Source organism: Streptomyces sp. RG80 (assembly GCF_040446465.1).
Taxonomy (GTDB): Bacteria; Actinomycetota; Actinomycetes; order Streptomycetales; family Streptomycetaceae; genus Streptomyces.
The window spans coordinates 889,955-909,788 of sequence record NZ_JBEAAJ010000002.1; the positions used below are offsets into that span (position 1 = coordinate 889,955).

The 19,834-nt window shown below is 70.9% G+C and carries 14 protein-coding genes, 1 tRNA gene and 1 pseudogene; 8 read left to right on the forward strand and 8 right to left on the reverse strand.

Features of this window, described 5'->3' with window-relative positions:
- Positions 1-165: 165 nt before the first annotated feature.
- Together fusA and ABKA17_RS10130 are read right to left on the reverse strand one after the other, a co-directional pair.
- Positions 166-2,217 carry an elongation factor G gene (gene fusA, locus ABKA17_RS10125; protein ID WP_353691574.1) on the reverse strand — a complete coding sequence of 684 codons (2,052 nt, stop codon included), beginning with the start codon at positions 2,215-2,217 and terminating at the stop codon, positions 166-168.
- A 402-nt stretch (positions 2,218-2,619) separates the two neighbouring features.
- Positions 2,620-4,329: a GMC family oxidoreductase gene (locus ABKA17_RS10130; protein WP_353691575.1), complete on the reverse strand. Its 1,710-nt coding sequence runs from the start codon at positions 4,327-4,329 to the stop codon at positions 2,620-2,622.
- Positions 4,330-4,863: 534 nt separating this feature from the next.
- On the opposite strand from ABKA17_RS10130, the gene ABKA17_RS10135 reads away from it, so the two are divergent.
- The 4 genes and pseudogenes from ABKA17_RS10135 to ABKA17_RS10150 all read left to right on the forward strand — a co-directional run.
- Complete coding sequence (locus tag ABKA17_RS10135; protein ID WP_353691576.1) at positions 4,864-5,913, forward strand: zinc-dependent alcohol dehydrogenase; 1,050 nt, start codon at positions 4,864-4,866, stop codon at positions 5,911-5,913.
- A 54-nt stretch (positions 5,914-5,967) separates the two neighbouring features.
- Complete coding sequence (locus ABKA17_RS10140) at positions 5,968-6,933, forward strand: hypothetical protein (RefSeq protein WP_353691577.1); 966 nt, start codon at positions 5,968-5,970, stop codon at positions 6,931-6,933.
- A gap of 4 nt (positions 6,934-6,937) precedes the next feature.
- Positions 6,938-8,290, forward strand: a complete 1,353-nt coding sequence (locus ABKA17_RS10145; protein WP_353691578.1) for a hypothetical protein — start codon at positions 6,938-6,940, stop codon at positions 8,288-8,290.
- Between the two features lie 74 nt (positions 8,291-8,364).
- Positions 8,365-9,114 (forward strand): annotated as a pseudogene (locus ABKA17_RS10150) (EamA family transporter); the annotation flags it as partial.
- Between the two features lie 106 nt (positions 9,115-9,220).
- On the opposite strand, the gene ABKA17_RS10155 reads toward ABKA17_RS10150, so the two are convergent.
- From ABKA17_RS10155 to ABKA17_RS10165, 3 genes are all read right to left on the reverse strand, one after another.
- Positions 9,221-9,308 (reverse strand) — tRNA-Leu (locus ABKA17_RS10155).
- 172 nt (positions 9,309-9,480) lie between these two features.
- Entirely contained in the window at positions 9,481-9,930 is a 450-nt protein-coding gene (locus tag ABKA17_RS10160) for a MarR family winged helix-turn-helix transcriptional regulator (RefSeq protein WP_353691579.1), read from the reverse strand.
- Between the two features lie 199 nt (positions 9,931-10,129).
- Positions 10,130-10,807 carry a GntR family transcriptional regulator gene (locus tag ABKA17_RS10165; protein WP_353691580.1) on the reverse strand — a complete coding sequence of 226 codons (678 nt, stop codon included), beginning with the start codon at positions 10,805-10,807 and terminating at the stop codon, positions 10,130-10,132.
- 323 nt (positions 10,808-11,130) lie between these two features.
- Between ABKA17_RS10165 and ABKA17_RS10170 the strand changes: the two genes are divergently transcribed.
- Together ABKA17_RS10170 and ABKA17_RS10175 are read left to right on the forward strand one after the other, a co-directional pair.
- Positions 11,131-12,102 carry a 2-dehydropantoate 2-reductase gene (locus ABKA17_RS10170; protein ID WP_353691581.1) on the forward strand — a complete coding sequence of 324 codons (972 nt, stop codon included), beginning with the start codon at positions 11,131-11,133 and terminating at the stop codon, positions 12,100-12,102.
- Between the two features lie 275 nt (positions 12,103-12,377).
- The gene (locus ABKA17_RS10175) at positions 12,378-12,803 is read left to right on the forward strand and encodes a PAS domain S-box protein (protein WP_353691582.1); all 426 of its coding nucleotides are present in this window, start codon (positions 12,378-12,380) and stop codon (positions 12,801-12,803) included.
- A 63-nt stretch (positions 12,804-12,866) separates the two neighbouring features.
- Here ABKA17_RS10175 and frc read toward each other — a convergent pair whose 3' ends face one another.
- Positions 12,867-14,123, reverse strand: a complete 1,257-nt coding sequence (frc, locus tag ABKA17_RS10180) for a formyl-CoA transferase (protein ID WP_353691583.1) — start codon at positions 14,121-14,123, stop codon at positions 12,867-12,869.
- A 70-nt stretch (positions 14,124-14,193) separates the two neighbouring features.
- Positions 14,194-15,942 carry an oxalyl-CoA decarboxylase gene (oxc, locus tag ABKA17_RS10185; protein WP_353691584.1) on the reverse strand — a complete coding sequence of 583 codons (1,749 nt, stop codon included), beginning with the start codon at positions 15,940-15,942 and terminating at the stop codon, positions 14,194-14,196.
- A 257-nt stretch (positions 15,943-16,199) separates the two neighbouring features.
- Between oxc and ABKA17_RS10190 the strand changes: the two genes are divergently transcribed.
- Entirely contained in the window at positions 16,200-17,804 is a 1,605-nt protein-coding gene (locus ABKA17_RS10190) for a FadD7 family fatty acid--CoA ligase (RefSeq protein WP_353691585.1), read from the forward strand.
- An 8-nt stretch (positions 17,805-17,812) separates the two neighbouring features.
- On the opposite strand, the gene ABKA17_RS10195 is transcribed toward ABKA17_RS10190, so the two are convergent.
- Complete coding sequence (locus ABKA17_RS10195; RefSeq protein ID WP_353691586.1) at positions 17,813-18,745, reverse strand: LysR family transcriptional regulator; 933 nt, start codon at positions 18,743-18,745, stop codon at positions 17,813-17,815.
- 91 nt (positions 18,746-18,836) lie between these two features.
- On the opposite strand from ABKA17_RS10195, the gene moaA reads away from it, so the two are divergent.
- Complete coding sequence (moaA, locus tag ABKA17_RS10200; protein WP_353691587.1) at positions 18,837-19,826, forward strand: GTP 3',8-cyclase MoaA; 990 nt, start codon at positions 18,837-18,839, stop codon at positions 19,824-19,826.
- The last annotated feature ends 8 nt before the right edge of the window (positions 19,827-19,834 follow it).

The window sequence follows — 19,834 nt, forward strand, 5'->3', positions numbered from 1 at the left end:
GCGTTCACTTCCTGAAGAAGGTGGGCGAACCGAGCGAGGGGCGCGGGGGAGGTCGGGCGGGCGGCGGCCGGCGGTCGGCAGTCGGCAGTCGGCAGTCGGCAGTCGGCAGTCGGCAGTCGGGGCGACCCTCCCGTGTCGTCTACGGGAGGGCCGCCCCTGGTGCCTCTATCGCTGGGCCGGTGTCACGGCCGCCGGTGCCGGGGCGTACCCCGTGGGGCGTGCCGTGAAGGTGCCGCGGCCCTGGGTCCGGCTGCGCAACCGGGTCGCGTAGCCGAAGAGTTCGGCCAGCGGCACGGTGGCGGTGACGACCGCCGAGCCGCCGCGCGCGACCGACGCGGTGACCCGGCCGCGGCGCGCCGCCAGGTCGCCGAGCACTCCCCCGACAGCGGCCTCCGGCACGGTGACCGTGACCTCGGCAACCGGTTCCAGCAGGACCGTCGCACAGGCGCGCAGTGCCTGCCGGAGCCCGAGCCGGCCCGCCGTACGGAACGCCGTGTCGGAGGAGTCCTTCACATGCGTCGCCCCGTCGGTGAGGGTGACCCGCAGCCCGGTCACGGGGTGACCGCCGATCGGCCCCTCGGCCAACGCGTCCCGGCAACCGGCCTCGACCGCGCGGACGTACTCCTGCGGCACGCGCCCGCCGACGACGACCGACCGGAACTCGAACCCGGCGTCACCGTCCCACGGCTCCACGTCGAGGACGACATGCGCGAACTGCCCCGCGCCGCCGTCCTGTTTGACGTGCCGGAAGACATGCCCGGACACGCCGCGCACAACGGTCTCGCGATGCGCGACCCTCGGCCGACCGGCGTTGACGTCCAGACCGTGGTCCCGCCGCACTTTCTCCAGCGCGACCTCCAGATGCAGTTCGCCCATGCCGGACAGCACGGTCTGCCCGGTCTCCGGGTCGGTCCGCACGACCAGCGACGGGTCCTCCTCGGCGAGCCTGGCCAGCGCCGTGGCCAGCCGGTCGGTGTCGGTGGAGCGGACGGCCTCGACGGCCACGGAGACGACCGGTTCGGCGACACTCGGCGGTTCGAGGACGAGCGGGGCGTCCGGCGCGCACAGGGTCGCCCCGGCCCGCGCCGACTTCAGCCCCACCACGGCCACGATGTCGCCGGCGACCGCCCGCTCCAACTGGGCGTGCCGGTCGGCCTGAACGCGCAGGATGCGACCGATCCGCTCGGCGCGCCGCGCACCGGTGTCCATCACCGCGTCTCCCTTCTCGATCGTTCCGGAGTAGACCCGCAGGTAGGTGAGCCGCCCGGTGGGGGTGGCGTTCACCTTGAACACCAGCGCCGCGAAGGGCGCCGCCGGATCGGCGGCCCGTTCCTGCGGGGTGTCGCCGAGGGTGCCGCGTACGGGCGGCACGTCGAGCGGCGACGGCAGATACGCCACGACCGCGTCCAGCAGCGGCTCGATCCCGCGGTTGCGGTAGGCCGAGCCGCACAGCACGACGACTCCGTCGCCGGTGCGGGTCAGGTCGCGCAGGGCGTCGACGAGCGTCCGCGTGTCGAGTGTCGACCGCATACAGAATTCCTCCAACGCGGCCGGATGCCGTTCGGCCACCGCCTCCTCCAGAAGCCGACGCCGCCGCGCCGCCTCCTCACGCAGTTCGTCAGGGACTTCCGCTACGACCATGTCGCCGCCGTCGGTCCAGGTCAGCGCCCGCATGCGCACGAGGTCCACGACGCCGCGGAACCCGTCCTCCGTACCGATGGGCAGCTGCACGACCAGCGGTGCCGGATGCAGTCGCTCACGGATCGACTCGACGGCGGTGTCGAGGTCGGCGCCCGCGCGGTCCAGCTTGTTGACGAAGGCGATCCGCGGTACGCCGTACCGGTCCGCCTGCCGCCAGACCGACTCGCTCTGCGGTTCGACCCCCGCGACGGCGTCGAAGACCGCGACCGCCCCGTCGAGCACCCGCAACGCGCGCTCCACCTCGTCGGCGAAGTCGACGTGCCCTGGCGTGTCGATCAGGTTGATCCGGTGACCGTCCCAGGCACAGCTGACGGCCGCCGCGAAGATCGTGATACCACGGTCGCGCTCCTGCGGGTCGAAGTCGGTGACGGTCGTACCGTCGTGGACCTCACCGCGTCGGTGGGTGGTGCCGGTGGCGAAGAGGATCCGCTCGGTGACGGTGGTCTTGCCGGCGTCGACGTGGGCGAGGATGCCCAGGTTGCGGACGACGGCGAGGGTGTTGAGGTTGGTGCGCACGGCCCATGGCCTTTCGGGTGCGGTGTGACAGGGCGGCGCGATTCCCGGACGACAGCGAGAGGCTTCTGACAGCACGTCATCGACGTTGCATGGACTGTCAGTTGGTGATGATCAGGCGTCTGTCCGGGGCATCCGGTACCGGCCGCGCAGCGGGTACCGGACGGCGAAGGACACGAGGATCACGTCGTACGACGACGGGGGAACGACGACAGCGGCGCGATTTCGCACGGCCGGTCTCCCCTCACTCGTCGGTCCTCGTCATGGCAGGCACCGTCCCGGAGTGGGGGTGCGTGGCGAGTGTAGGGAGGTGGGCGGGGACGGGGCACTCGAATTTTCCGTCGGTCAGGATTCGGCTGGTCAGGCTTCCGCCGCTCAGCTTGCCGTTGGTCAGCTTTCCGTTGGTCAGGCCGACTGTCGGCGGATCGCGTCGGCGACGAGCTCGCCGATGAGTACCGCGGTCGCCGCCGGGCCCCGGTGGGGCGTGTCCGGGAGGATGGAGGTGTCGGCGACGCGCAGGCCCGGGACGCCGTGGACGCGGCCGAACTGGTCGACCGCCGCCCGCCTGAGGTCGTCGGCGGGTCCCATCGGGACGGTGCCGCAGGTGTGCTGACTGGTCATCAGATGGTCGGAGATCCAGCGGTCCAGCGCGCGGTCGTCGTCGAGGGTTCGGGGGTTGGGGTCCAGGAGTCCTTCGGAGAGCGCCGATAGCGCCGGGGCGGCGAGCAGGGCGGCGGTCGTGCGGACGGCTTCGCGCAGCCGACGGTAGTCGTCGACCATGTCCAGGAAACCGTATGCGATATCCGGCATGCCGTCGGCGCGGGCATGGGCGTGGGCTTTGGCACGGGCAGGGGCATGAGCGTGGGCGTGGGCGTGGGCAGCAGTGTCGGCCACGCCAGCCGCGGCGGAGCCCAGGCGCAGTCGGCCGCTCGGCCGGGACCGCTGCACGGAGACGAGGAAGGACAGGGGGGCGCCCGGTACCCGCACCGCACCGCCGACCAGCCCGGCCATGGGGACCAGGGACTGGAGGATCTCGATGTCACCCGGTCCGCCGGCCTCGACCGCGGAGGCCAGGTGCAGACAGCCGCCGAGCCAGGTGTCGACAGGTTCGCCGAGGTCTTCGCGCGGCGCCCAGTCCAGGACGAGCTGTGGGTGGTCGCCGAGCCGGGCGCCGATGGCGGGAAGGTCCCGCACGACCGGGACGCCGTGACGTGCGAGTTCGGCGGCGGGGCCGATACCGGAGCGCAGTAGCAGGTGCGGGGTGGCGAACGCGCCCGCGCTGAGGACGACGGTCCTCGCGTCCAGCGTGCGGCGCGCTCCCTCGTGCTCCACCACGACGCCGGTGGCGCGGCCGCGCTCGACGACGATCCGCAGGGCTCGGGTGCCGCCGAGGGTGTGGAGGTTCGGGCGGTCGAGAACCTCGGCCGGCAGACAGCTGAGGCCGACGTTGTGGCGTACTCCGGCAACGGAGTTGGAGGGCACGGGGCCGAATCCGGGCGGGGCCTGGTCGTTCTTGTCGGGCTCGTCGGGGAATCCGAGCTGCCGGGCGGCGGCACGGAAGGCTTCTGCCGCGGGGTGGGAAAGGGAGCTGCGGCGGATCGGGATCGGGCCGGATCGGCCGTGCAGTCGGGCAGCGTCCTCACTGGACTCGCCTGCGTCTCTGGCCTCACCTGCGTCTCCGGCCTCGCCGAAGTCCAAGTCGTTCTCCAAGTCCCGTAGGAACGGCAGGACTTGGTCGTAGGCCCAGGCGGGATTGCCGGCGGCGGCCCATCGATCGAAGTCCGCGCGCCGGGCCCGTACGAAGTAGCCGCCGTTGACGGTGGTGGAGCCCCCCAGGCCTCGCCCGCGCGGGACCCGCCAGGGGCGCCTTGGTGTCAGGTGCACCGGGTACCAGGTCGTGGCGGGATGGTCGGGCCGGGCACCGGGGACGAGCCGTGCGTCCAGCAGGTCGGGGCCGAACTCAGCCTCGCCGCGCGGCATTTCACCGGAGTCGATCAGCAGCACGCTCCGGTCCGGGTCCTCGCTGAGCCGCGCCGCGAGCACCGCTCCGGCAGCTCCGGCACCGACCACGAGGACATCGACAGGGCTCTCACCAGGGTTCGGGGGCTGTCCCATGGGTGCCATCCTGCCCCAGGACGTGCGGCCACGCCCTTGCCCATCCGGTCCCTGCCGTCGCCTCGGCGAGGCCCTGCGAAGACTCCGCGACCGGCTCCCGAAAGGCTCGGCGTGGCCGCTGTCGAAGGGCTCCACGACGGCCCCTCAAAGACTCCGCGGCCAACTCCTCCTCGAACAGCTCCGCGACGGCTCCGCAAAGGCCCCGTGACGGCGTACGAAGGCGCCCGCTCCGCCGCCGGTCGAGTCGAGCCCTAGCGGATCCGCAGAGACTCTAAGCGATCGTTCCAGCGGATCTGGCGAGGCGATGCAGCCCCGCACGAGCCGACGTCCAGCAGGGCGGCGGGGTCCGTGTGCCGTGCAGGTCCGCGGCGGCGATCGCCGGCCGCACCGCCACCCCTCACGGTGCGCAGGCCGGCCACGAGCGGCACACGATGCGCGCCGTCCCCGGTTCACCGATCAGGCACGCCACACGGGCGGTTCGACGTGCCCCCGGAACCGGACCGAAGCCCTCCCCGACCTCCTGGAGCACCGACCATGGCCGAAGAGGCACGTATGAAAGTCGCCGCACTGGACGGACCCGGCGTCAGCCGGATCATCGACAAGCCGTTGCCGCGGATCGCCGAGGACTACGTCCTGGTGAAGGTGATCGCGGCGCCGATGTGCAACGAGCATCTGGCGTACGAGCACTGGGACTTCCGGGACCGCAACCGCTGGGACTCCCTCGGGCACGAGGCTGCCGGCGAAGTCGTCGAGGCCCGCCCCGGCAGCCCTTTCCGGCCGGGAGACCGGGTGGTGGTGCTCAGCGGCTATCCGTGCGGGCACTGCGCGATGTGCGCCTCCGGGCGGTACGCGCACTGCGCCGACACCGAGGACCCCCTCGCGGTGTGCGGCGGCGAGTCGGGTGAGTGCGGCTTCGCGCAGTACATGGTCAAGCGGGAACGTCTGCTGCTCCGGATCCCCGACGGGATGCCGTACGAGCATGCGGCGATGGCCTGTTGCGGGATGGGCGCCACGTACACCGCGATGGAGAACATGGGTGTCGCCGCAGACGACACGGTCCTGGTGACGGGGCTCGGCCAGGTGGGACTCGGTGCCGTGATCAACGGCCGGGCCCGTGGAGCCCGGGTGATCTGCGCCGGACGCAGCCCGTATCGCCGGGCGCTGGCACGGCAGTTGGGCGCCGAGTCGATCGTCGACCTGAGCGCGTCGGACGCCCTGTCCGCCGTACGGGAGTTCACCGGGGGCAGGGGTGTCGACCATGTCATCGACTGTTCGGCGCAGGCCGGCCACCAGCGGTTCGGCCTGGACGCGGCGGCGCGCGGCGGGCGGGTCACGTTCCTCGGCGAGTCCGGCGAACTGTCCCTCCACGTCGACCGGGATCTGATCCAGAAGGGTGTCACCCTCTACGGCAGCCTCGACCTGTATCTCCAGCACGCCCCGGGAATGCTCGACGTCATTTCCCGCACGGGCCCGCTGATCGACCGGTTCATCACGCACACCTTTTCACTCGACGAGATCGAGCAGGCCTGGAAACTCCAGCTCACCAGGGAATGCGGAAAGATCATTCTGTTTCCGTGGCGCTGACGCACGAACGACCTCCGAAAGAACGGCCGTACACCGACGGAAGGCAGCCACACCATGTCTGAGAGCATCGAGACCCACGATCCGAACACGCCGCTCTACGTCGGCACCCGGAAGTTTCTCGGAAAGCGCGATCTCGTTCTGTCGTTCTACACGACGAAGTGCCAGTTCCAGTGCACGTACTGCGCTCTGCCGACCCGCTCGGCGACGTTCGAGGTGACGGCCGAGCAGATCAACAACCAGATCGACCACGTCTTCGACAGCAAAGCCGGTGAACTGGACCAGTATCGCCAGTTGTGCTTCGGCAACGAGGGCTCGGCTCTGGACCCGCGGCGCTTTCACCGGGAGTCCGTGGACCATCTGCTGCACCGCGCCCGGGAGATGGAGAACCTCGAGGTCCTGTCCATCGAGACGCGTCCCGAGTATGTCAAGCGTGAGTACCTGGAGCACATCGCGCGGACCACCCACGCGCCCCGGCTCGATGTGACGGTCGGCTTCGAGACGCAGGACGACTTCATCCGGCAGACGGTGCTGAAGAAGAAGATCTCCCGCCGGGTGATGGAGGACCGGGTCGCGCTGCTCGGCGCCCTGGGGATCCGGCTCACGTCGTACGTCCTGATCAAGCCGGCGCCGCGGATGTCGGACGAGCACGGGGTGCGCGAGGCCGTCGCCACGATGGAGTATCTGAAGGACCTCTGCGACCGCCACGGCACGGAGTTGGTCATCTATCTGACGCCCACCTATATCGCCGAGGGCTCGCATCTCCAGCAGACCACGGAGCCCGGCGACTGGACGCCGCCCACCATTCAGGGAATCTTCGACGTCGTACTGGCAGGACACGCCATGGGACTTCCCGTCTACACGGGTCTGTGGAGCGAGGAACTCGCCGACGAGAGCACCGACTTCCGCGGCCGCGAGGGTTACGACCCCGAACTGCGCAAGGCCATGGTGCGTTTCAACCGCGACCACGACTTCGGCCATCTGCTGCCTTTCGTCAAGGCACCGCTGGCGCTGGCAGGATAGGGCCGTGCGCGCGTACCGAAACCTGTTCAAGCAACTGTCCGAGGACGCACCCGAGAAGCTCACCCGAATGCCCGCGGAGTTCCTCGCCGAACAGACGCGCCGACTGCTCGAGAAGGATGAGATATACGTCCTCGAGCAGGTGAACAAATACGTCCCCGTCATGGCCGGACTTCCTGTCGACGCGCTGACCGACGCGACCGAACGCGCTCTGGAGCGAGGGGTGGTCGACGACTTCTGCTTCCTGTACGCGCACCTGCCGGCCGACGGGCGGCCGACCCCCGCCCGCATCGACCGAGCCTGTGTCCGCCTCGCGCGCCGCGGCAACGCCGGCGGCATCGAGCAGATCATCGCCGCGACCGGGGTGCGTCCCGCCCTCGACGAGGAGACGGTCCTGCGGTCCTACAACGTCCTGGTGGCCGCCGGCCGTCTCGGTGCCGTGGACTACATGCGTCAACTCTCCGGCGTACCCGTGCGGTTCGGCGCGGACGCCGCGACCGCCGGTATCCGCGCCCTGCTGGCGAGCGGCCGTCACGGGGCGCTGCGCAAACTGGCCCGCCTCGCCGACGTCGAAGTCCGCCTGGACGCACGGGAGATCCACCGTGCCGTCGCCGAGGCCGTGACCGACGGCACCCTGCACGAGCTGGTCACGGCCCTCGTCTGTCTGCGTCCGTCGCCCCGCATCGAGGGCTTCACCGAGGTGTTCCGGCGTCTGGTGTCCGAGGACCGCTTCGCCGAACTCCCCGCCCTGTTCACGGTGTTCGCCGACGCCGACTGGCGCGCCCTCGACGCCCCCACCTGGCGACGGCTGCTGTCCTCGGGCAGCGCCCCCGCCGTCCGCTTCGCCTTCGAGCGCTACGACGACGCTGTCGTGCTTGCCCAACAGGCCCCGGATGCCTACGCGTTGGCCGTCTCGGTCGGCGACCGCTCCCTGGTCGAGCTGGCGTGCGAGCGGGGCGGGGTGCCGTTGCGCGCCGAGGACGCGGCGGCGCTGCTGGGTGACGCGCTGGAGGACGGCGACGACCGCTGGATCGACTTCGTCGCCGCCCGGCTGACCACGCTGCCCACCGTCGACCCGGACCGCACACAGCAGCTCTACCGCGACCGCGCACAGCTCTACCTCGCCCGGCAGGCGGCCGCCCACCCCGAGCGCGTGCTCCGGGACGCCGAGCTCCTGGGCGTGGCTTGGGAACCCGAGGTGGGCCGGTGGCTGCTCGCCCTCGCCGAGGGCCGCTACGAGGCGGCCGCGGAGGATGCCGGGCAAGCGACGGCACACCCGGTCGCCGCACTCGTCGTCGCCGGCCCTGACCCGGTCGTTCCGGCGGGCAGCCTCGCGGCCGGCGGGGTGCGCGCCTCATGACGAACGGCCCGACGCTCTCCCCCGGCCCGGACGCGGGTCCGCGCTACCGCGGCATGGCGCTCGCCCTGGTGGCCATGGCCAGCGTGCAGACCGGGGCCGGCGCCTCCAGCTATCTCTTCGAGAGGTTCACCCCCGCCGGCACCGCCTGGCTGCGGCTGACCTGGGCGGCAGTCGTCCTGTGGCTCATCGCCCGGCCCCGCGTCCGCGGCCGCGCCCGGCGCGAGGTGGGCACCGCCCTGCTGCTCGGCGCGGTCAGTGGGCTGCTCACCCTGCTGTACTTCGAGGCCGTCGTCCGCATCCCCCTCGGCACCGCGACCGCCCTGGAGTTCCTCGGCCCGCTGGGGGTGGCCGTGGCGGGGCTGCGGCGCCGGATCGACGTGCTGTGGCCACTGACGGCGGCGGTCGGCGTCCTCGCCCTGACCCGGCCCTGGAGCGGCGAGGTGGATCTGGCCGGAGTCGGTTTCGCGCTCGGGGCGGCGGCGGGCTGGGCCGGCTACATCCTGCTCACCAAACGGGTCGGCGCCCAGTTCACCGGCCTCGGCGGCCTGGCCGTCTCCATGGTGGCGGCCTCCGTGGTGACCCTGCCGTTCGCCAGCGTCGGTCACATCGTCGGCCATATGGACGCGCGGGCCCTCGCCCTGTCCGCCCTGGCGGCACTGCTGCTGCCGATCCTGCCGTACGCCGCCGAGATGGTCGCCCTGCGCAACCTGACCACCACGGTGTTCGGCATCCTGATGAGCCTGGAACCCGCCATCGGTACGGTCGTCGGATTCGTACTCCTGGCCGAAGAACCCTCGTGGGCGCAGGCGTCCGGCATCGTCCTGGTCACGGTCGCCGGGATGGGCGCGGTGCGCAGCGAGGGCCGACAGCCGCCGCAAGACGTCGTACAAAAGCAAAAGACCCCTGATGAACAGGGGTCTCAGCTGGAGCTGGTGTCCGAGGGGGGACTTGAACCCCCACGCCCGATAAAGGGCACTAGCACCTCAAGCTAGCGCGTCTGCCATTCCGCCACCCGGACCAGGTGTCTGCCGCCTTGCCGGGGGTGTTCCCCGCGGCGACATGGACAACAATACCAAGCTTTCGGAGCGCCTTTCACCTGCATATCCGTGCCTCGGGCAGCACCTGCGGCCCTCCGGGCGAAGCCCGCCGGAGGCTTCACGGCACGCGACGGAACGATTACTCAGACGATGTCATCCGTGGGCGCGCTCCTCCCCGGCCAGCACCCGAAGAGCGCGTACGAGCGAGGCCGCCGTCTCCTCCCCCAGCGGCGCGAGGAAGCGGCGCTCGGCACCGCGCCGCGCCTGTTCGGCGCGGCTCAGACAGTCCTGTCCCGCGACCGTCAGCTCGACGATGTTCTTACGGCGGTCCCACGGACTGCGCCGCCGAGCGACCAGCCCCTGGTCCTCCAGGCCGTCTATGAGCGCCACCATCGTCGTTCGGTCCACGCCGATCCGGCCGGCCATCTCCACCTGGGACAGCGACGCCGCGTCGGAGAGCACCGCGAGCACCGTCAGCTCATGACCGTCCACGCCATGCGGCGCGAGGGCCTCGGCGGACGCCCTGGCCAGCTTGGCCTGCGCCCGCTTCAGGAGCTGGCCGAGCCGGTCCTCGGGCAGCGAGGGTCTGTCATGGTCGGGCATGCGGCGACTGTGCCCAGGGCCGATCACCGACATGACCGACAAAGCGTGCCGACCAGGGAGAGGCCGTACGGAGCCGACCCGGGCGGGTGCGAGACGGTGCCCGGGACGCGCCGACGTCCGGGGCGGCCGGGACCCGGGGCGGCCGGGACCCGGGGCGGCCGGGGCTCGGGGCGGGGCGGTGCGGTGCGGTGGCCGGGGTCTACTTCTCCCGCTCGTGGTACATCTTCCGCGTCTGTTCCGTATGGGCCCGCATGACCGCCGTGGCGCGCTGTTCGTCGCGGTCCGAGATCGCCGCGATGAGCTCTCGGTGCTCGATCCAGGACTGGCGGCCCCGCTGCCGGGCGACCGGCGTGTAGTACCAGCGCACCCGACGGTCGACCTGCGCGGCCAGCTCGGCGAGCACCGCGTTGCCCGCGAGCTCCATGATCTTCGCGTGCAGCCGGGCGTTCAGCGTGACGGCGGCGTCCACGTCGTCGGCGGCGACCGCGCGCTCACCTTCCGCGCACAGTTCCTCGAGCACGGCGATGGCCGGCTTGCCCGCGTTGGCCGCGGCGAGTCGGGCAGCCTCCGCCTCCAACAACGTACGCACCGTGAGGAGTTGGTCCGCCTCCTCCTCCGTCGGCTCATGCACGAACGCACCCTGAGCAGGCCGCAGATCCACCCACCCCTCGGTGTTCAACCGCTGCAACGCCTCCCGCACCGGCTGCCGCGACACCCCCAGATGACCCGCCAACTCACTCTCCACCAAATGCTGACCAGGCTGCAGAGCACGCGTCGTGATCAACTCCAGCAACGCCTCATACACACGATCACGCAACGGACCGGGGCGCTCGAGCTTGGGCACCGCACCCTGCGGCAGTCCTGGCGTCGACAACATCACGGCCCCTCCTCAGCAGCGTCATCGCTGTATGCGAGAGCCAAGTATGGATTGGCTTTCGCCTACAGTCTACGGCGCACAAAGGCCTGAACCCCTGGGACTTGGGCCCGTCGCGACCGGCCCGTAGCACCAGCTCACGGACGCGGCCGAGCAAACGGTCCGCGCCTCTCGCGCGCCACGAGTGGTCGTTCGCGAGTGGTTCGGGTGCCTGTCGGGGGTCATCCCAAACTCTTGCTGGCATCTGCTCCATCCTGTAGACAATATTTCGTCGACAGTTTTCGACAGTTCCGCGGTACACCCTCGACCGAACGGAGCTCCACACAGTGAAAGTCGCCATCCTCGGCGCCGGAGCCATCGGCGCCTACGTCGGCGCAGCCCTGCACCGCGCAGGCGCCGACGTCCACCTCATCGCCCGTGGACCGCACCTCGCGGCCATGAGGCACCACGGCGTACAAGTCCACAGCCCCCGCGGCGACTTCACCGCCCACCCCCACGCCACCGACAACCCCGCCGACATCGGCCCCGCCGACTACGTCCTGCTCGGACTCAAAGCCCACTCGTACGCGGCGTGCGGGCCGCTCATCGAGCCCCTGCTCCACCAGACCACCGCCGTCATCGCCGCCCAGAACGGCATCCCCTGGTGGTACTTCCACCACCACGGCGGACCCCACGACGGCCACCGCATCCACAGCGTCGATCCCGGCGGCGCGGTCAGCGCGGTCCTCGCCCCCGAACGCGCGATCGGCTGCGTGGTCTACGCGGCCACCGAACTCGAAGGACCGGGTGTGGTGCGACACCTGGAAGGCACCCGCTTCTCCATCGGCGAACCCGACCGGACGATCAGCGACCGTTGCCTGGCCTTCAGCGAGGCCATGCAGGCCGGCGGACTGAAGTGCCCCGTGGAGAAGGACCTGCGCAACGACATCTGGCTCAAGCTGCTCGGCAACATCAGCTTCAACCCCATCAGCGCCCTGGCCCGCGCCACCATGCGCCAGATGTGCCACCACGGCGGCACCCGCCACGTCATCGAGACCATGATGCGGGAGACCCTGTCCGTGGCCGAGGCACTGGGATGTGAGGTCGGGATCTCCATCGAACGCCGCCTGGCCGGCGCCGAACGCGTCGGCGACCACCGCACCTCCACCCTTCAGGACCTCGAAGCCGGCAAACCCCTCGAACTCGACGTCCTCCTCGCCGCCGTCATCGAACTCGCCGACATCACCGGCGTCGACGTGCCGACCCTGCGCACCGTCCACGCCCTCAGCGACCTCCTCGCCCACCGGACCGCCGCGTGAGCCGGCCCGAGTCGCCGCCGAAGGACGGCACTTCCAGGAACGTGCACGCGGGAGCGGACCGCCTCACCCTGCGGGGCGCGGCCACCCAGGGCTGACCGGCCCCCCGCTGCACGACGGCGGGACCTCTACCGGCGGGGAGCGCCCCCTGCGCCGGAGAGGTCCCGCCTCGGTCGTTTCCGGGCCGTATCCCGACTCTGGAATCCTGTATACGATTCTCTGTATACTGTCGCCCAGTGATTTCGTTCGGCATCCAACGGCCCCGGCTCGGAGGCGACATGGAAGATCTGAATCCCGAAGTGGTGCTGGGAATGGCCGCCCAGGCTCCCGACGGCATCGTGATCGTCGACGGCGAAGGGCTGATCCGCTACTGGAACCGGGGCGCTGAGCGCATCTTCGGGTTCCCTGCGGCCGAGGTGGCCGGGCGCAGTCTGGACGTCATCATCCCCGAGCGGCACCGCAAGCGGCACCAGCAGGGCTTCGACGAGGCCATGGAGCGGGGGTACAGCAAGTACGGGGACGCGGACCTGCTGAACGTGCCCGCGCTGGCCGCGGACGGCCGCAAGCTGTCCATCGAGTTCAGCGTTGCGCTGCTGCCCGGCCCTGACGGCAGTACCTACGTCGGCGCGGTCATCCGGGACGTGACCGCGCGCCGTGAGCGGGAGCGGGAGTTGATGCGACGGCGCTCCGAGGCCTCTGTCTGAGCAGTGCCGGAGCACATCGAAGGGGCCGTGACCCACAAGGTCACGGCCCCTTCAGCAGTTCGCTCAGACGATGACGCCGCTCTCCTTGAGCCGTCCGATGGTCTCCTCGTCGTAGCCGAGTTCGACCAGCACCTCGGAGCTGTGCTCGCCCAGCAGCGGGGCGCCGGTGACGTCCGGCTTGAAGGAGGAGAACTTCACCGGGCTGCCGACGGTCAGGTACGTGCCGCGCTCCTTCTGCTCGACCTCGACGACGGTGCCGCTCTTGCGCAGGTCCTCGTCGTAGGCGATCTCCTTCATGCTCATCACCGGGGCGCAGGGCACCTCCCACTCACGCAGGATGTCGACCGCCTCGTACTTGGTCTTGTCCGCGAGCCACTTCTCGATCTCCTCGAAGATCTCGAAGATGTGCGACTGGCGGGCGCGCGCGGTGGCGTACTCCGGGTCCTCGGCCCACTCGGGGTGGCCGATCGCCTCGGCGGTGCGCTTCCAGTTCTGCTCCTGGACGGTGAAGTAGATGTACGCGTTCGGGTCGGTCTCCCAGCCCTTGCACTTGAGGACCCAGCCGGGCTGGCCGCCGCCGCCCGCGTTGCCGCCGCGCGGGACAACGTCGGTGAACTCGCCGTTGGGGTACTGCGGGTACTCCTCCAGGTGGCCGACCCGCTCCAGTCGCTGCTGGTCGCGCAGCTTGACGCGGCAGAGGTTGAGGACGGCGTCCTGCATGGAGACGGAGACCTTCTGGCCCCGGCCGGTCTTGCCGCGGTCGATGATCGCGGTGAGGATGCCGATCGCCAGGTGCATACCGGTGTTGGTGTCGCCGAGGGCGGCGCCGGAGATGGTCGGCGGGCCGTCCCAGAAGCCGGTGGTGGAGGCGGCGCCGCCCGCGCACTGGGCGACGTTCTCGTAGACCTTGAGGTCGTTCCAGGAGGACTGGTCGTTGAAGCCCTTCACCGAGCCGAAGATCAGGCGGGGGTTGAGCTCCTGGATGCGCTCCCAGGAGAAGCCCATGCGGTCCAGGGCGCCGGGGGCGAAGTTCTCGACCAGGACGTCGGCGTCGCGGATGAGCTTCTCCAGGACCTCCTTGCCCTCCTCGGTCTTGGTGTTGATGGCGAGGGAGCGCTTGTTGCTGTTGAGCATCGTGAAGTAGAGCGCGTCCAGGTCCTCGATGTCCCGGAGCTGACGGCGCGTCACATCGCCGCCGTTGGGGCGCTCCACCTTCAGGACGTCGGCGCCGAACCAGGCGAGCATCTGTGTGCAGGCGGGGCCGGCCTGGACCCCGGTGAAGTCGATCACCTTGATTCCGGCGAGCGGCTTTTCACTCATGTCAGCTTCCTTTTCGTGAACGTACGCGTACGGAGCGGGAGTTCGAGGTACGGGAGGTGTCCGCGGGCGGTCACTTCTTGGCCGGCGTGATGTTGCCGACGGTGATGCCCTTGGGGTTGAGGTGCGAGATGTGGCCGCTCTCGGTGCCGGCCGAGGGGTCGATGACGCAGTCGATGAGCGCCGGACCGCCTGAGGCGAGGGCCTCGGTGAGGGCGGCCGTGACCTCGGCGGGGGTGGTGGCGCGGTAGCCCTTGCCGCCGAACGCCTCGATGAGCAGGTCGTGTCGGGCCGCCGACATGAGGGTGGTGGGCGCGGGGGCGTCGTCGTACGGGTTGACGTCGTCGCCGCGGTAGACGCCACCGTTGTTCATGATCACCGTGACCACGGGGAGTTGGTAGCGGCAGATCGTCTCGATCTCGATGCCGCTGAACCCGAAGGCGCTGTCGCCCTCGATGGCGACGACCGGGGCGCCGCTCTCGACGGCGGCGGCGATGGCGTATCCCATGCCGATGCCCATGACGCCCCAGGTGCCGCTGTCGAGGCGGTGGCGGGGGACGTGCATGTCGATGACGTTGCGCGCGATGTCCAGGGCGTTGGCGCCCTCGTTGACGATGTACGTCTCCGGGTGGGCGTGCACGACGTCGCGTACGGCCTTCAGGGCGCCCATGAACTGCATGGGGTGCGGGTCGGCCTCCAGGCGCTTGGCCATCTTGGCGACGTTCTGTGCCGAGCGCGCCCCGAGTTCCTCGCGCCAGGCCGAAGGGGCCGCGATCTGGCCGGGCTTGGTGCGTTCGGCGAGGGCGTCGAGCACGGACTCGATGTCGCCGACGAGGGGGGCGGAGATGGGCTGGTTGCTGTCCATCTCCTTGGGGTCGATGTCGATCTGGACGAACTTGGCGTCGGGGTTCCAGCCCGCCTGGCCGTGTCCCAGCAGCCAGTTGAGGCGGGCGCCGATGAGCATCACGACGTCGGCCTTCTTCAGCGCCAGGGAGCGGGCGGTGGCGGCCGACTGCGGGTGGTCGTCGGGCAGCAGACCCTTCGCCATCGACATCGGTACGTAGGGGATGCCGGTGGACTCGATGAACTCCCGTACCTTCGCGTCTGCTTGGGCGTACGCCGCGCCCTTGCCGAGCACGATCAGCGGGCGTTCGGCGGAGGCCAGCAGCTCGATCGCGCGGTCCACGGCCTCCGGTGCCGGAAGCTGGCGCGGGGCGGGGTCGACGAGCCGGCTCAGCGTCCGGTCGCCCTCCGCCTTGGGCATGATGGCGCCGAGCACCGCGGCGGGGATGTCGAGGTAGACGCCGCCGGGGCGCCCGGAGATCGCGGTGCGCAGGGCGCGGGCGATGCCGCGGCCGATGTCCTCGATGCGGCTGACCCGGTAGGCGGCCTTCACGAAGGGCTGCGCGGCGGCGAGTTGGTCCATCTCCTCGTAGTCGCCCTGCTTGAGGTCGACGAGGTGGCGCTCGCTGGAGCCGGAGATCTGGACCATGGGGAAGCAGTTGGTGGTCGCGTTCGCCAGCGCGACCAGGCCGTTGAGGAAGCCCGGCGCGGACACGGTCAGCGCCACGCCCGGCTTCTTGTTGAGGTAGCCGGCGATGGCCGCCGCGTGTCCGGCGTTGCTCTCGTGACGGAAGCCGATGTAGCGGATGCCCTGGGCCTGGGCGAGGCGGGCCAGGTCGGTGATCGGGATGCCGACCACTCCGTAGATGGTCTCGACGTCGTTCATCTTGAGCGCGTCGACGACCAGGTGGTACCCGTCGGTGAGCTCGGTCGGAACGTCGGCTGCTGCCGCGGTCTCCAGTGGCGAGGGGGCGGTCATGGTCCGAGGTCCTCCTTGGGCAGGTCCTGCCGGAGCGGCTACTCCTCTCACCATCCGCAGCGCGTCCGTCCGCGTCCAAGACCCATCGGCGACCAGCCGATAAACAGCGTCTATCGACGGCTGGTGGGGGTCCTCGCAACTCCCTTGATAGACGCCTGCTATCGGCCGTTCGCCAGTAGGTATTGGACGCGCGACCCAGGTCACCGCAGGCTCGCAGAGGACTGATGCATCGGGACCTGGCGCGAGGGGGTGGGGTCATGGCCGTTCCGGCCACGGCATCCGTGCGCGACGCGAACCGGTACCGGCCCGCGACGGTGACGGGCCTCGTCGACCTCATCGACGTCCAGGTCCGTGAACGCCCGTACGCCCGGGCGCTGGTCGTCACCGGCGAGCGGGTGCACCTGTCCTACCGGGGTCTGTCGGCCCTGGCGGACGGTGTGGCGACCCGGCTTGGAGCGACGGGGCTCAGCCGCGGCGACGCGATCGGCCTGATCGGCGCCAACACCGCTGAGTTCGTTGTGGCGTTGCTCGGCGCGGCGCGGGCCGGGTTGATGGTGGCCCCCTTGGACCCGGCCCTGCCGCTCACCCAACTCTCCGCTCGTGTCGCTGCGTTGGGAGCGCGCGCGGTCCTGCTGGGTCGGTCTGCGGCCGGCGCCCCGCAGCCCGTGGCGAACGGCGCCTCGCTGCCCGTACCCACGTGGCCGTTGCGCGTGGACGTGTCCCGGGCGGGGACGGCGGCCCTCACGTTCACGCCCGGCGCGGCTCCCGCCCCCGAAGCCATGGGTGCGGCAAGCGAGTTGTCGGTACGGGACGCGCTCGTGCTGTTCACCGCCGGCACCTCCGAGCGGGCCAGGATGGTCCCCCTCACCCACGCCAACGTGGCCGCCTCGGTCCGAACCCTCTGCGCCACCTACGAGTTGGGGCCGGAGGACGCGACCGTCGCGGTGATGCCCTTCTTCCACGGGCACGGGCTCTTCGCCGCGCTGCTGGCCACCCTGGCGAGCGGAGGCTGTGTGCTGTTGCCGGAGCGGGGGCGGTTCGCGGCGGGTTCCTTCTGGGACGACATGCGGGCTGTGGGCGCCACCTGGTTCACCGCGGCCCCGGCCATCCACGAGATCCTGCTGGACCGTTCGGAGCGCGAGTACCCGGGCCCGCAGGCGCCGCCCCTCAAGTTCGTACGCAGTGGCAGCGCCCCGCTCAACCCGGCCACGCAGCGGGCACTGGAGCGCACGTTCGGCGTGCCGCTGCTGTCGGCGTACGGGATGACCGAGTCCTCGCATCAGGCGGCCAGCGAACCGCTGCCCGGGCGGGGGGCGTTGAAGCACGGTTCCGTCGGCCGGCCGACCGGGGTCGAGGTCCGGGTCCTGGACCGTGGCGGGCGGGCGTGTCCGGTGGGCGTCGAGGGCGAGTTGTGGGTGCACGGTCCCACCGTCGCGCGCGGCTATCTCGGCGACCGGGACGAGACGGCGTCCACCTTCGTCGACGGCTGGCTGCGCACCGGCGACCTGGGCGTGCTGGACGAGGACGGGTATCTGTCGCTGACCGGGCGGATCAAGAACCTCATCAACCGCGGGGGCGAGAAGATCTCGCCCGAGCATGTCGAGGACATCCTCGCCGGCTGCCCGGGCGTGGCGGAGGCGGCCGTGTTCGCCGTACCCGACCCGGTGTACGGGCAGCGGGTGGGCGCCGCCGTGGTGGTGCGGGACGGCGAGAGCGTCGGGACGGGCGAGATCCTGCGGTACTGCCGTGACCGGCTGGCCGCGTTCGAGGTACCGGACCGGCTCGAGCTGGTCGCCGCTCTGCCGTACACCGCGAAGGGCGCACTGGACCGGAAGGCGGTGCAGGCGCGCTACGCGCCCTGACGAAGGGGTCAGCGCACAACGTGTCCGGCGGGGAGCGGCCGGGCGAAGAAGTCGTCGAGGGACAGGCCCGTGGCGGCGTTGACGAAGGCCCGGGCGGCGACCGAGCCGGGGGTCGCCGCGTGGATGGCCACCGAGACCTGGGCGCCGGCCTCCGGGTCGACCAGAGGCAGCGCGCGGGTGCGGCCGATGACCGGCATGGCGCGCAGCCAGGTGTGCGGCACGATGCTGGCCCACTCGCCGCCGCCCACGTGTGCGTAGAGGGAGGCGATCGAGTCGGTCTCCACCTGCGGGGTGACCACGAACCCCTTCTCCGCGAACACCGTGTCGACGATCTGCCGGATCCGCATGTCGGGCGTCAGCAGCGCGAGCGGCAGTTGCGCCGCGTCCGCCCAGGTCACGGTCGAGGACTGGGCCGCCAGATGGTCGTCCGACACCAGCAGCATGTAGCGCTCCTGGTAGAGGGGTACGACCTGGAGGCCCTCCTGGTCTCCAGGGTCGAAGTGGGCGATGGCGACGTCGAGTTCGTAGTCGCGCAGCTGGCGATGGAGCTCCTTGGTGGACAGCCGGGACCGTACCTGCACCTTGGCCAGCGGGTGGGCGGCGCAGAACGCGGCCACCGGTAGCGCGAGGGTCGTCGACGCCGTGGGGTCGGTGCCGAGCCGCAGGGTGCCAGTGATGCCGGACTGCACGGCGGCCACCTCGGCCTTGAACGCGTCCTGTTCGGCGAGGATCCGTTTGGCCCATACGACGAGCCGCTCGCCCTCCGGGGTGAGGCCCTGGTAGTTGTGCCCGCGGTTGATGAGCGTGACGTTCAGCTCCCGCTCCAGCTTGGCGATCGCCGCGGAGAGCGCGGGCTGGGACACGTAGCAGGATTCCGCCGCCCGGGCGAAGTGACGTTCCCTCGCCACCGCCACGAAGTACTCAAGCTGCCGGAACAGCATGAACGACTCCTCTCTGCCCGCGGCCTCCCGGACCGCCCCGCATAGCTCCATACTGTATGCAGTATTTGGGATATGTACAGGGGAGGTAGTCGTGCTGCTCGACACCCATGGCAGGATCGCCCGCGATCTACGGGTCTCACTGACCGACCGGTGCAATCTCCGGTGCACGTACTGCATGCCGGAGGAAGGCCTGCGCTGGCTGGCCAGACCGGAACTGCTCACCGACGACGAGATCGTCCGGCTGGTCTCCGTCGCGGTCACCGAACTGGGCGTCACCGAGGTCCGCTTCACCGGTGGCGAGCCGCTGCTGCGCCCCGGGCTGGCGGGCATCGTGGCCCGCTGCGCCGCCCTCGCCCCACGTCCCCGGCTCTCACTGACCAGCAACGGCATCGGTCTGGCCCGTACCGCGCGGGCGCTGCGCGCGGCGGGCCTGGACCGGGTCAACGTCTCCCTCGACACCCTGCGCCCCGCGGTCTTCCGCGCCCTCACCCGCCGGGACCGGCACCACGACGTCATCGCCGGCCTCGACGCGGCCCGCACCGCGGGGCTCCTCCCCGTGAAGGTGAACTCGGTGCTCATGCGAGGCGTCAACGACGACGAGGCCCCCGAGCTGCTCGACTGGGCCCTGCGCCACGGCTACGAACTCCGGTTCATCGAGCAGATGCCGCTGGACGCCCAACACGGCTGGCAGCGCGCCGACATGGTGACGGCCGCGGAGATCCTCGAGGCGCTCCGGGCCCGCTTCTCCCTCACGCCCGAGCCGTCGACGGTACGCGGCTCCGCGCCCGCCGAGCGCTGGCTGGTCGACGGCGGCCCGGCGCGGGTCGGGGTGATCGCCTCGGTCACCCGACCGTTCTGCCGCGTCTGCGACCGCACCCGGCTCACCGCCGACGGACAGGTCCGCGCCTGTCTCTTCGCCCGCGAGGAGTCCGACCTGCGCACGGCCCTGCGCTCCGGCGCCGGTGACGAGGAGATCGCCCGGCTCTGGCGCACCGCGATGTGGGGCAAGAAGGCGGGCGCCGGGCTGGACGAGGCCTCCTTCGTCCAGCCCGAGCGCCCGATGTCCGCGATCGGCGGCTGACTCCGGCC